Annotated in this window: 9 protein-coding genes and 1 tRNA gene; 4 read left to right on the top strand and 6 right to left on the bottom strand. The window is 62.2% G+C overall.

Features of this window, described 5'->3' with window-relative positions:
• The 3 genes from KA184_01895 to KA184_01885 form a co-directional block, all read left to right on the top strand.
• On the top strand, window positions 1–1,385 hold a 1,385-nt coding region (locus KA184_01895; GenBank protein MBP8128303.1), incomplete at its 5' end, for a tetratricopeptide repeat protein.
• Window positions 1,386–1,451: 66 nt separating this feature from the next.
• The gene (locus KA184_01890; GenBank protein ID MBP8128302.1) at window positions 1,452–1,601 is read left to right on the top strand and encodes a hypothetical protein; all 150 of its coding nucleotides are present in this window, start codon (window positions 1,452–1,454) and stop codon (window positions 1,599–1,601) included.
• A 202-nt stretch (window positions 1,602–1,803) separates the two neighbouring features.
• On the top strand, window positions 1,804–5,664 hold the full coding sequence (locus KA184_01885) for a tetratricopeptide repeat protein (GenBank protein ID MBP8128301.1): 3,861 nt from the start codon (window positions 1,804–1,806) through the stop codon (window positions 5,662–5,664).
• 27 nt (window positions 5,665–5,691) lie between these two features.
• On the opposite strand, the gene KA184_01880 is transcribed toward KA184_01885, so the two are convergent.
• The 6 genes from KA184_01880 to KA184_01855 all read right to left on the bottom strand — a co-directional run bounded on the left by KA184_01880 (window position 5,692) and on the right by KA184_01855 (window position 12,384).
• Window positions 5,692–6,831 carry an N-acetyl sugar amidotransferase gene (locus KA184_01880; GenBank protein MBP8128300.1) on the bottom strand — a complete coding sequence of 380 codons (1,140 nt, stop codon included), beginning with the start codon at window positions 6,829–6,831 and terminating at the stop codon, window positions 5,692–5,694.
• A gap of 19 nt (window positions 6,832–6,850) precedes the next feature.
• A complete protein-coding gene (gene hisF / locus KA184_01875; GenBank protein MBP8128299.1) occupies window positions 6,851–7,672 on the bottom strand; it encodes an imidazole glycerol phosphate synthase subunit HisF in 822 nt (273 codons plus the stop codon).
• On the bottom strand, window positions 7,665–8,291 hold the full coding sequence (hisH, locus tag KA184_01870) for an imidazole glycerol phosphate synthase subunit HisH (protein MBP8128298.1): 627 nt from the start codon (window positions 8,289–8,291) through the stop codon (window positions 7,665–7,667). Before hisH ends, hisF begins: the two co-directional genes overlap by 8 nt.
• Before the next feature lie 137 nt (window positions 8,292–8,428).
• Window positions 8,429–10,141, bottom strand: coding sequence for a hypothetical protein (locus tag KA184_01865; protein MBP8128297.1), 1,713 nt, complete (start codon window positions 10,139–10,141; stop codon window positions 8,429–8,431).
• A gap of 78 nt (window positions 10,142–10,219) precedes the next feature.
• On the bottom strand, window positions 10,220–11,119 hold the full coding sequence (locus tag KA184_01860) for a flippase-like domain-containing protein (GenBank protein MBP8128296.1): 900 nt from the start codon (window positions 11,117–11,119) through the stop codon (window positions 10,220–10,222).
• Window positions 11,120–11,208: 89 nt separating this feature from the next.
• On the bottom strand, window positions 11,209–12,384 hold the full coding sequence (locus KA184_01855) for a glycosyltransferase family 2 protein (protein ID MBP8128295.1): 1,176 nt from the start codon (window positions 12,382–12,384) through the stop codon (window positions 11,209–11,211).
• A gap of 291 nt (window positions 12,385–12,675) precedes the next feature.
• Here KA184_01855 and KA184_01850 point away from each other — a divergent pair.
• A tRNA-Ala gene (locus KA184_01850) sits at window positions 12,676–12,752 on the top strand.
• Window positions 12,753–12,760: the final 8 nt, after the last annotated feature.

Genomic DNA, 12,760 nt, shown 5'->3' with positions numbered 1-12,760 from the left:
TGAGCGGAGACTTCGTGTTCATTTCGTACTACGGGGGCGTCAATGCCTATATTGGAAACAACCCGGAATCAGACGGCGTCTCGCCCAAGATACCAGAACTGCGCGCGTTGAGCGGCCTGGACACCTGGAACTGTTTCAGCTATCCCCAGTTGGTTCGAGGCATGGCGTTGAAGCGCGGCGACGCCTCCTTCGATTTCGCCGCGGCATCCCGGTATTTCTATGACCGCGCCCTCCAGTTTATATGGTCGGAACCCCTCGAAGCCTTGGCGTTGACTGCCCGTAAGGCGGCATTCTTCTTGGGGCCCGCGGAGGTTTCCGACAGCAAGGAAGTGGCTCTTGAACGGTTGCGGTCGCGCGTGTTGCGAACGCTGCCGGGTTTCGCCGTGCTCCTGGGGCTGGCCGTGGGCGGTCTGTTTGTCTTGTTTTGCTTTGGCGTACCCGGGGGAGGAAACCGGGCGGCGCCGCAGCTCTTACGTGCATCGATGCTGCTTGCGTTCGCCTATTTCCTGTCGGTGCTGCCGTTCTTCGTCACGGCACGGTATCGTGTGCCAGTGTTGCCTGTGCTCGCGTTGCTTGGCGGTTGTGGCGTGAGCGTTCTCGTTCGCTTGGCGTTGCGGGGTTGCTGGACCTCGCTCGGGGCCGCGGCGGCGGCTACGGCCCTGCTTTTCCTACTGTGTCAGACGGCTATCGTTGCCTATCAGCCGGATTTGGCGCGCTGGCATGTGGAGCGGGGAATTGCCTTTGACTCGAAAGGCAGGACTGCCAAGGCGGAACAGGAGTTCGCGTGCGCGCTCAAGGCGGATTCGGACTGCCTGGAGGCGCATTTGCGCCTGGGCTACGCGGCGGCCCGGCGGGCGGACTTTGACACGGCGTTGCGCCATTATCGACGCGCGGTCCGGTCCGACCAGCGCAACAGCCTTGCCCGCAACAATCTCGGTTTTGAGTTGGCGCGGCGCGGCGCGTTGCTCGAAGCGGAACAGGAGTATCGCGCGGCCTTGGCGTCGAACCCGTTTTCCGCGCTGGCTTCGAACAATCTGGGCATCCTGCTACTGGAACAGGACCGGTTCAGCGACGCGGAAACCGTGCTCGCGCGGGCGCTGGCAGCGCACCCCGACGACGCGAACCTGTTGAGCAATCTGGGGCTTGTTTACTACCGCCAAGGCGAACTCCAACGCGCCGCGGAGCATTTCCGGGAAGCGGTGCGCGTCGTGCCGGGCCATGCGCGGGCATGGTTCAACCTGGGCGAGTTGTTCATCGCGGCGCAGCGTCCGGAAGCGGCGGCGGCCTGTTACCGCAACGCGGTCCATGCGGACCCGGCATTTGAGGCGGCCCGCGAGCGCCTGGAAGACCTGGAGGCCGGTGTGCCATCGAATGCGGGAAGTTGACCGGGATTGGCCCCAAAACCTATAATGTTATTAGAGAAAACGAACGCATGGTCTAAGGAGCCGTACATGGAAGCGTTACGCGAATTGTGGGCGTTCATGCGGGTTCGCAAGAAATTCTGGCTCGCGCCCATTATAGTCATTCTGTTGTTGCTGGGCGCGTTGTTTTTCCTGGCCGGGCAAAGCACCGTGGTTTCGCCTTTCGTGTACATGCTGTAGTTGCAGGATGACAGTGACCGGCAGCAGGTACTCCCGGGCGCATTGGGCCGTCCTGGAACCCAGGACCTTGTCCTTGTTCGGAGAGGGGCCGCGCAAAGAAGCGGACTCTCTCCTTCTTTCTATGGTATCTTGATTCACGTTCCCTATGGAATCTGAGCATCAGAGTGCGGAAGAGCATCCAGGCGCAGCCGGGGAGGCGCCGGTGCGAAGGCGTGCCTGGTACCGGAGTGAATGGGGCGCACTGGCCCTCATCCTGGTCTTGGCGGCGGCGTTGCGCATCTGGTTCCTGAGCCAGATTGTCAATGCTCCGGATTTTCGCGCGCCGCAGGAGGACCCCGAGGTCCAGGACTACTTCGCGCGCGGCTTGGTGACAGGCCGCTGGGAAGTGCCGTCGGGCGCAACCGACCCGGAGATGCTCACGACGCCGTTTTTCCGTCCGCCGGGGCATGGCTACTTTCTTGCGGTCATCTATTTCTTTACGGACGGCAGCTATGTGGCTCCGCGTATCGTAAACGTGCTGTTCGGGCTGGGCGCGATCGTACTCATGTTCCTGCTGGGGCGGACGGTGTACGGCGCCGCCGTCGGGTTGATCACCGCGCTGCTGATGGCGGTCTACTGGGTCCTCATTTACTGGGAAGGGGAACTGAACGACCCGGTCGTTTTCGTTTTTCTGCTGCCCTGCCTGATGCACGTCTTGCTGCTGTGGGCGCGCAAGCCTGCCTTCGTGCGCGCTGCGCTCGCCGGGGTCCTCTTTGGCCTGTATGCGCTGATGCGTCCGAACATCCTGGCATTTGGCCCCATTGCCGCCTGCTGGATGCTCTGGATCGCTTTCCGGCGGCGGCGGCTCGAGAAGATACCCGCATCGTGGGTGGGCCTCGCGCTGGCTACGTTCCTCACGATACTGCCGGTAACGGTCCGGAACTACATCGCTTCCGGAGAACTCGTGCCGATCTCGACCTATTTCGGCGAGAACCTGTATATCGGAAACTGCGAGTACAGCGACGGTGTTACGCCGTGGACGCCCTACCTGCAGGAACTTGAGGGCACCGGTAATTTCGCGGCGCGGGACTATGTGAACGTGGTCCGGGGCGTGGGCCGCGAGCTGGGTATCGAGAACATTTCTCATACGCAGGCATCGGAATACTTCACAAAGAAGGCGGTCGACTATATCAAGTCGAATCCCGGGCGCACCCTGGAACTGTTGGCCCGCAAATTCCTGCTCATGTGGTCTCCCATCGAGATCACCTGTAACAAGGTGGTCGCGTATGAACGGCAGCATTACTGGCCGCTGAAGATGCTGCCCGGTTTTCCGATAGCAGGCGGCCTCTTCCTCTTGGGCGCGATTGTGCTCCTCGCGGACGCGCTCCGCCGTCGCTTGCCCGAGCCGCAATCGCCTGAAAGCGTTCGTGCCGGCGAGGCGACGGCGCTCTTGTTCGCCTTCATTGCGGTGTATTTCGTCAGTTTTCTTCCTTTCTTTGTCAATGGGCGCGCGCGCGTGCCTCTGATCCCGTTCTATCTGCTCGCGGGCGCATACGGGCTCTGGCGCATCACCCGGATGTGGCGTGAACGGCAGCCTGTCCGCGCCATGGTGCACTCGGTTCTGCTGGCGCTGTTCGTGGGGCTCTGTTCTGTGTCGTGGACGCCGTTCGAGCCCGACCTTGCCCGGTGGCGGTATCAGCGCGCCGATTCCTATTTGCGCACGGGCGAGTTGGAGAAAGCGTCGGAAGAAGGGCGCAAGATGCTCGAACTGGGCACGGCCCTTCCTTATATGTATCAGCGGCTGGGCCGCGGTTTCACGGAAGCGGGCCTGTACGACGCGGCTGTCGCGCAGCTTGAGCAGGCAATCAGATTAAATCCCGATTTTCAGGACATGTACTACCTGCTGGGCCGTGCGCTCGCGGCGCGAGGCGATACCGAGTCAGCGATGGCCCGCTTCGAGCAGGCGCTGGCGCTGAATGCGAGCGACGCGCGCGTCCATCACGAACTGGGCGAATTGCTGGAGAAGCAGGGCAAGCCCGAAGAGGCGATGGCGCACTATGAGGAGGCGTTGCGGCTTGCGCCCCAGTTCACGTACATGCTCGACAAGATCGGGCGCATTCTTGCCGCGCAGGGGCGCTATGATGAGGCGCTGGCCCGTTACGAAAAAGCCCTCGCTGAGATGGCGGGTGTCGCGGATAGCCCGACCCTGCAGGACATCTACTACCTGATTGGCCGTGAACTGGCCGCACAGGGCAAGACGGACGAAGCCATGCGGCGGTTTGAAGAGGCGGTGCGGCTCAATCCCGATGATGCGCGGGCCCATTACGAAATGGGAAACATCTGCGCCGAACGCGGCGACTTCGAAAACGCCATGCGGCATTATCTCGAAGCGCGCCGGGCGGCGCCCACGTTCGGACACGTTCTGGACCGGTTGGGCCGCCTGCTGGCCGCGCAAGGCCGTTACGACGAGGCCATCCAGTACTATCAGGAGGCGCTCGCGATTGACCCGAAGAACCAGGATGTGCAGTTCCTGCTCGGCCGGGAATTGGCGGAGAAGGGACGGGCAGACGATGCCATTGCGCACTTTGAAGAGGCGATCCGGCTGAACCCCGATGATGCCCGCGCGCACAACGAACTTGGGGAACTGCTGGCTCAGCGAGGGGAGACGGAGCAGGCGATTGCCCATTACGAGGAAGCGCTGCGCGTGGCGCCGGAATTCACGTATGTATTGAGCAAGCTGGGCAAGCTGCTCGCGGCGCAGGGCAAGTACGACGAGGCGCTGGCGCGTTATCAGGAAGTCTTGAACATGTATCCCGATAATCAGGACGTGTACTACCTGATGGGACGCGAGTTGGCTGCGCAGGGCAAGAACGAGGAGGCGAAGGCGCGTTTTGACCAGGCGCTGCGCCTGAATCCAGGCGACGCCCGCGCCCACAACGACCTTGGATTGCTGCTTGACAGCGAGGGCAAGCCCGAGGAAGCCATCGATCACTTCAAACAGGCCGTCGCGATCGCGCCGGACTTCTCGCTCGCGTTCAATAATTGGGGGAATGTCCTGTTCCGGCAAGGCGACCTGGAAGGCGCCAAGACGTGTTACCGTCAGGCGCTCGAAGCGCGGGCGGCCGACGAATATGCCCATTACAACCTCGCCAAGATCGCCGAACGGGAGAAGAATTATGACGAAGCCATCGCGTTGTATGAGAAGGCGATGGTGAACAACCCTCGGAATTCTTTCGTGCCAAACGATCTCGGGTTGTTGTATTCGGAACTCGGGCGCAGTGAAGACGCTGTGCGGATGTATGAAGCCGCGTTGCGTGTCGACGCAAACAACCCCGTCATCTACAACAATCTTGGATACGAGGCGGCGAAGCACCGCGAGTGGGAAAAGGCCATCGGGTACTACAACAAGGCCCTGGACATGATGCCCACGTTCGTCCTCGCGTTGAACAACCTGGGCACGGCGCTGGGCGCGCTGGGCCGTCACGACGAGGCGATTGCGGCCTATCAGAAAGCCCTCGAGATCAAACCGGAAGACGCGAACATTCACAACAGCCTCGGGTACGAGTATGCGCAGTCCGGGAATCGCGAGCAGGCGCTCGCGCACTATGAAGAAGCGCTGCGCCTGACCCCGGAGTTTCCGCTTGCCTTGAACAATCTGGGCAATCTCTATCGCGCACAGGGCCGCCGGGACGAGGCTGTCGCGTGTTACCGGAAGGCGCTGTCCATACATCCGCAGGATGAATTCGCCCATTTCAACATAGCGGGCGTGCTGATGGACCAGGACCGCTGCGAGGAAGCGGTCGCGGAGTATGAGAAGGCCGCCGCGAACGCACCGGACAACCCTGACGTATTCAACAATCTGGGGAATGCGCTGTTGCGTCTGAAGCGCGCGGACGAGGCCGTCGAAGCCTATGAACGGGCGATCGCAATCGACCCGAATTACGTCAGGGCTTACTACAATCTTGGCGCCATGCTTGCAAAAGCGGGGGAGAATATCCAGGCAAGCGCGATGTTCCGGAAGGCGCTGGCTCTCGAGCCGGGTTTCGCGGAAGCGCGACGCGCCCTCGACGCGCTTCCAAAGTAACCGAGCCGTGTCGGACCAGCTTCTCGGTCAGATGGCCTCGAAGAATTTCTCGTAGGCGTGCGCGGGCACGACGTGCAGCCTGCAGAGAATCCTGATGGGGAGCCGGAACAGGCGCAGCAGGGGATAGTAGGAGGGATAGTCGGTAAAGTATTTGTTCGGCGCTTTCAGAATCGCGTCGAATTCCTCCCGCGAGAATCCCTGTTTCTTCAGGCCGTAGTTCACGAGCGACTCGTTTTCGAAGTACGGGGTCTGCGCAAGCGCTTCCAGGGCCTGCTCCCGGGTGATGACGCCCGTGCGCACCTTGGCCGACAGCTCGACGACGCGCCAGTCAAAGCCGAACTTGTGCCGCGCATAATAATAAACCAGCGCAAACATCTCGTTGTCCATGTGGTGCTGGCCCGTATCGACCCAGCCGTATCGCTCGGCCAGCAGTTCCTCCACGTGTTCCCCCACGTCATCGTAATAATTGGTGATATTCACGACGTGAATGCGCTTGATAAGCGCCCAGTAGAACATGTGGTGCAGGTCCACGTTGCGGAACTGCCTGTACTCCATTGTGCCGAAACGCTCAATCAACGCCCGTGTATAGCGTCCGTCGATGTAGTTCCACTTCAGCGGCGTGATGCCCTCTTCGCGGAACGAATGGCTCAAGATGATGTAGCGGACGTTTTCACTCGCCGCGGTGCGGTACAAGGCGCTCGCGATGCCGACATCATCCGTGAGGTCGATATAGGGGACACACGCGCGGATCGTCGCATTGGTGAGGTCGCGCGATTCCGGCCAATCCATGATGATGGTGTGCAGGTCGACGTCGAGGGCGCTGCACAGCCTGGCCAGGTTTGTCTTGGCCATCTCGGAATCCCAGCCGTTGTCGAAATGGACGGCGAGCGGCCGCAGGCCGAGGCGTTCTTTGCAGTAGTGCAGGCAGAAGGATGTGTCGCGTCCACCGCTGACGCCGACGACGCAGTCATACTTGCGGCCCCGGCCCGCGCGTTTCATCTTCGCGGCCATTTTCTGCAGGATGCGTTCGCCTTCCGGGCCGCGGGGATACATGCGCTCGAGTTTGTCGTGCATATGGCAATAGTTGCAGACGCCCTGCGCGTCGAACCGGAAACCCGGCACTTCCTCGTCCATCACACAGCGCGAACACAGTCTCTTTTCGGTCATCACTGCTCCTGTCTCTCGCTCAGATACGCGCGGCCCGCATATCGATGTGCGCCGCAGGGTCTTTCAGCCGCACATGGCCCGGCTGGAAGCACCGCATCAGTTCCTCGTCCTTCGGATAGGTGATAAGCACCGTCCGCCGCGGCCCGTAGAAGAGAAAGAAGGCGCCCGCCGCCACGGCGGAAGCGTGCCCTTCGTATACTGCCTGCGCGAGATGGCCCACGTTGCCCGCGCCGCCGCACGCAATGACGGGGACAGAGACGGCGTCGGCCACGCGGCGGATCAGGTCCAGGTCGTAGCCTTCCATAGTCCCGTCGCGGTCGATGGAGTTCAGGAATATCTCGCCCGCCCCGGCGCTCTCCATGCGGCGCGCGTGCTCCACCGGGTCGAGGCCCGTTGCACGCGTTCCCGCGTGCGTGAACACCTCGCAGGTCCCATTCTCATGTCTCCGCACGTCGATCGAGACAACGATGCACTGACGGCCGAAGCGCTCCGCACCCTCGGCAATGAGACCCGGGAATTCGATGGTTGCGGAATTCACGACAACGCGGTCCGCCCCGGCCTGAAGCAGTTCCCACATCATGTCCACGGAACGGATGCCGCCGCCAACCGTGAAGGGCATGAACGACTCGTCTGCGATTTCGCGCACGATCTCAATTGTAGGCCCGCGCCCTTCCCGGGTTGCTATGATGTCGAGCAGGACCAGTTCGTCCACGTTGTTTTTGTTGAAAACGCGCGCCGCGTTGATTGGGCACCCAACGTACTTGGGGGTGCCGAAACGGATACTTTTCTCGAGCCCCCAGTTGCGCAACAGCAGCACCGGTATGATACGGACCTTATGCATCGCCGCCAAATCCTATGAAATTGCGCAGCAGGCGCAGGCCGCTGGCATGGCTCTTCTCCGGGTGGAACTGGGTTCCAAACAGGTTGTCCTTGTGGATAGCCGAGACGAACTCGTATCCGTACTCCGATGTCGCCAGGACCGCATTCTCATCGCTGCAATGCACGCAGTACGAGTGGGCGAAGTAGAAACACGCTTTGGGCGCAATGCCGTCGAGGAGCGGACTTGATTTTCTCCGTTCCAGTTCGTTCCAGCCCATGTGCGGGACCTTCGGTTGCGGCAGTCCATCGTCAAAGCGGAACCGGCGCGTTTCCCCGTCGATCCAGCCCAGACCGCACGCGTCGCCCTCTTCGCTGTGGCGGGTCAGCATCTGAAAACCGAGACAGATGCCGAGCAAGGGGGTCTTTTCTTCAAGAATCTTGCGTTCCATGACCGGGAGCAAGCCGCTTTCCCGAAGGAAATGCATGGCTTTTGCGAACGAGCCGACACCGGGCAAGACGACGTGGTCCGCCGCATCGATTTGCGCCCGGTCCGTCGCGATAACCGCGTCGGCTTCACATTTCCGGAAAGCGCGCAGCACCGAATCCAGGTTGCCCACGCCGTAGTTTACGATGGCAATCATGGTTGCGTTTCCAGACCGGCAAGACAACGTTCCGCCGCGCGCGCGACGGGCGCGTATGCGGCGCTAAGCCGGCCTTTTCGCGGACAGTATAGTACACCCATGTTCGGGCGGCCAAGGCAGGGAGCGCGGGCATAATATCATGGCAGGGGATGTTGGCTGGAGGCCAGAAACGGCCCGAGCACAAGATAGTCCAGCCGCGCGGAACGGAACGCCGCCACCGCCTCCGCCGGCGTGCGCACGATTGGCTCTTCGTGAATGTTGAAACTGGTGTTCAAGACCACGCTCGAACCGGAAAGGCGTTTGTATGCCGTCAGGACACGGTGAAACGTGGGATTGGCCTCCGCGCGCACGAATTGGGCGCGGGCCGTGCCGTCCACATGCACCACCGCCGGGTGCTCCGCTTTCATCCGGTCCGTACAGTTGAAGCAGACGGTCATGAACTCCGCGCTGTGCCGCGCCGGCTCCACGCTGTCGCAATAGAGCGGCGCGTCCTCGGCGAGGAGCGCCGGTGCGAACGGCATGAAATCGCTGCGCCGTAATGCCGTGTTCAATCGGTCGACCACGACGCGGTCGGTAGTGCGCACGAGAATGGACCGGTTGCCGAGCGCGCGCGGGCCCCATTCCATGCGTCCGGTGTAGCGCGCGACGATATGGCCCGCGTTGAGCAGGTCCGCGGTGCGGGCTTCGGGTTCGGACACGCGCTTGAAGGGCAGCCCCGAATCGCGCAACGCCTGCTCCAGGGTGGTATCGGGATAATCCTCGCCCCAGAAAACATTCCGCGCCGCACTCGGCGCGAGTCTCTCGCCCAGACAGATGGCGCCCAAGCTAAGCCCGCCGTCTCCCATGTTCGGATAGACAAAGAGCCGCTCCACTTCGGGCAGTTGGTGGAGGCGCTGGTTCAGTTTTACATTACCGAAAACGCCGCCGGCGACAACGAGCCGGTTCTCGCCGGTCTCGCGCAACCACCACCGCGCCACCTCGGTCAGATGGCTTTCAAGCAGGAACTGCGCCCATGCGCAGACATCCTCGCGGGAATAGCGCCGCAGCAGGGTGTCCCGGGCCCAAGCGACGCCTCTCCGTCCATGGGGGCCGGCGTAGCGCAGCCGGCCTTCCGTCAGTTGGAACGGGTCTGGCTCCGTTACACGCCTTGGGTCGCCGCATGCGGCCAAGCCCGTGATTTTGCCCTCGTCCCGGCAGGGCATGAACCCGCACCCCTCGCACAATGCCTCGAAGAACAAACCGAAAGAGTCCAGGGAGGATGCGGCCCAGAGGCGGTCGACACCCTTTTCCGGAGTACATCGGGATACGGTCAGCGAGACGCCGTCGCCCATGCCGTCCGCCGTGACGGCGAGGGCGGTCTCGAATCCGGAGAGACACCATGCGCCCGCGGCGTGAGCGCGATGGTGGTCCACGTGAATAATGGGCTTATGGCGCAGTTCGCGCGGCAGGGCCCGGCGCGCGGCCCAAGGCAGCAGACGCCGTACCCAGCGCCGCGCGTTCGCCTCTTCGCTCGTGTGCGACAACGGGGTAGCGTAGGCCGCGAAATCCATGAGCCGGCGCGCAAGCGTATCGCTCTTGCGGCGTTGTACTTTGAACCGCCATGCGTGCAGAAACGGGAGCATGCGAATGGGGAGGGGGGGCGTCATGATTCCCGAAATGTAGATGCGTTCCACCGCACTGCACTCTATACCGGTGTACTCAAAGAGGCCGTGCAAAGCGAGGCGGGGGAATCCGCCCTCGTCTTTGCGCCGCGTGTAGCGTTCTTCGTTCGCGGCAAAGAGCACATTCGGGCCGTCGCACAGTGCCACGCCCGCGTCGAAGAAATCCTCATTGATTCCCAGACAGAGCATCGTCTCACGTCACCTGCATTTGTGCGCGAAGAATAGCATAAGGGCGGCTCTCGACCCCATTCCCGCCATGCGCAACGGTCAGTCCGCTGCTGCAGCCGGCGTGGCGGGAATGCGCCGGTTCATCAAGGTCAGACAGAGCCAGCCGACCGGTACCCAGAACCAGAACGTTACGAGCCGGAACGACGCTACAGCCAACGCAAGCTGGCCGCCGGAAACCTCGAGCAGGCGCAGCGAAACGCCGAGCAAGCCCTCGACGGCGCCGATGCCGCCGGGCAGGCCCGTGGCCATGCCAAGTACCGCATTCCCCGGCGCGATGATGAGCGTTTGCCAGAACTGGACATCCCCCGGCAGGCCGCGCACCATCAAATACAGGATGGTGCCGTTGATGCACCAGCCAATCATGGCGAAGAAGGCCACGGCAATAACGGCCGGCCGCCGCCAGAAACCGTCGGGCATGCGCACCGGCGTACTTGCCAGCAACGCGAATAGCCGGTCCGCGAAGAAGAGCGCGCCCAAGATCGCCATGCTCACGCCGAACGGCGCCAGCGCCCAGTGCAGACGAGAAGCGGTCACGCCGGCAAGCAGGCCCGCGGCCGCACCAAAGACCAGGTAGATGTGAGCCAGTTCGCCTTTTATGCTTTCGCTCGTGCGACCCAGACCCAGCCGGCCTACCAGGTCCGCGCGCACAATTCGTCCCATCTGCATAGGGAGCAACAGCCCGGCGTAGCCGGTGAGGAAGATGAGATAACCCTTCCGCGGCGTCACGCGAACGCCCGATTCGCGCTGTAGCACGCACCATAGCAGCGAATCGATGGAGATGTCCGCCAGTTGCAGCAACAAGGCAAACAGCAGGAGGGCGCCTTTGCCGCGCCAATACCCGAGCGCGGCGCGCCAATCTCCGCTGAACAAGGTGGCAAGCCCGTAGATGGTCACGCAGGCGAGCAAGAGGAGCGCCAGCAGGCGCATATGTCGTTTCAAAGAGACCACGTCCGCACAGGAGTCCCGAGTTCGATGGCTGAGGAGCGGGGGCATCGTAGCATAATCAAGGGATGTCGTGTTCGTGCGCGTCAGGAACCCGCGTGCGTGTCTTCTTCAACGCGAATGCCGAAGAGCCCGATATAGACGCAGGTGAAGAACACGAGCAGTCCGCAGATGAGCACGGCCGAACCGAGCAACGCCATGCGCGCCGCGAGCGTCGCGACTTGTATGACGACGGCGCCGTCCGGGGTGGCGCTTTCAAAGCCCAGGAACGCGCCCGCGGCGAGTAGCGTCGCGCCGAGCGCGATTGCGGCGAGGCCCAGCAGCAGGCCGTTCTCGACCTTGACCCACTTGCGGAGGAAACGCTGGGCCGGATACTGGTCGAACAAGTATTTCGAGCCGCGTACCCGGCCTTGCGCGGTGAGGCCGAGCAGCAAGATGAGAACTCCCGCAATGACGGAGACCAGTGTGAGAAGGTAGGTAATCAGACCGCTGACGGAAGCAGGCAGGAAGACGATGGCGCCCACGCCCAGCGCGGCGAGGAACAGGCCCGGCCCGACAAAGACCCACAGCGGGCAGAAGTGCATCATGAGCTGCAGATGCCGCCAGCCGTCGTGAAAGGACCTCAGGTGCGGCGCGCGGTTCCGCTGGTCCGCGTGAAAATGGATGGGTACTTCTTCGATGCGCAGGCCGCGCTGCGCGGCCTTGATCACCATTTCGGAGGCGAATTCCATGCCTTCGCTGCGCAGGTCCAGGCGGGCGAAGGCGTCGCGCGTCAGGCCGCGCAGGCCGCAGTTGATGTCCGTGATACCGCAACCGAAAAGCACATTCGCCAGCTTCGTCATCATGGGCGTGCCGAGCATTCGGTGAAGTGCGGGCATGGAGCCGGGATCGATTTGACCCCGGAAACGCGAACCGATGACCAGGTCCGCACCCTCTTCCAGCTTCTTCACGATCTCCGGCATGTCGCCGCAATCGTAGGACATGTCCGCATCCAGAAATACGAAGTGCCTGCCGGCGGCGTGACGCATGCCCTCGCGCAGGGCGTTGCCGTAACCCAGGACGGGAACCGGCACGACACGCGCGCCCTCCTCAGCGGCGATAGCGAGTGACCGGTCGGTGGAACCGTTGTCGGCAACGATGAGTTCGAAGCTACGGCTGCTTGTGGACAGGGTTGCCCGGGCGGCGCGCAGACAGGACTCCAGGGTCGCTTCCTCATTCAGACAAGGAAACACCACGCTAACATCGACTGTTGCCTCTGCCATGATTTGTGGGCGCTATCCTTAGAGTAGGGAACACTCCGCAGCGTGCTCTGTATTTCACCTTGCGAATGCCCTTAGTGTGCCCGAACCGGCGCGGACAGGCAAGTCATCGGGGCGCGTTCCTCCGAAGGCGTATACTCGTGGAAAGAGGGAATTTGCCGTTGCCGTTGTCCATGCGGTCCGCAGCAACGCTCATCGAGCGGCGAATCGCATTCGCGGGCACATGGTCGCACCGTGTGCTCCATTCTTTTTGATTTGGCAAGAGCCGCTCTGCTATCATTCTTTTCCGCTGATGGGGCTGTAGCTCAGTTTGGGAGAGCGCCGCATTCGCATTGCGGAGGTCGACGGTTCGATCCCGTTCAGCTCCACCATCTATCTT

The sequence above is a fragment of the Candidatus Hydrogenedentota bacterium genome, assembly GCA_018005585.1.
Taxonomy (GTDB): domain Bacteria; phylum Hydrogenedentota; class Hydrogenedentia; order Hydrogenedentales; family JAGMZX01; genus JAGMZX01.
Note: the sequence above shows the minus strand (reverse complement) of the source record. Positions and strands in the feature narration are given on the sequence as shown.

What these genes read in the sequence shown, in the direction of transcription:
- KA184_01890 (MBP8128302.1), top strand. Translation starts at nt 1,452, where the DNA reads ATGGAAGCGTTACGCGAATTGTGGGCGTTCATGCGGGTTCGCAAGAAA.
- KA184_01880 (MBP8128300.1), bottom strand. Translation starts at nt 6,831, where the DNA reads ATGACCGAAAAGAGACTGTGTTCGCGCTGTGTGATGGACGAGGAAGTG.
- hisF (MBP8128299.1), bottom strand. Translation starts at nt 7,672, where the DNA reads ATGCATAAGGTCCGTATCATACCGGTGCTGCTGTTGCGCAACTGGGGG.
- hisH (MBP8128298.1), bottom strand. Translation starts at nt 8,291, where the DNA reads ATGATTGCCATCGTAAACTACGGCGTGGGCAACCTGGATTCGGTGCTG.
- KA184_01865 (MBP8128297.1), bottom strand. Translation starts at nt 10,141, where the DNA reads ATGCTCTGTCTGGGAATCAATGAGGATTTCTTCGACGCGGGCGTGGCA.
- KA184_01855 (MBP8128295.1), bottom strand. Translation starts at nt 12,384, where the DNA reads ATGGCAGAGGCAACAGTCGATGTTAGCGTGGTGTTTCCTTGTCTGAAT.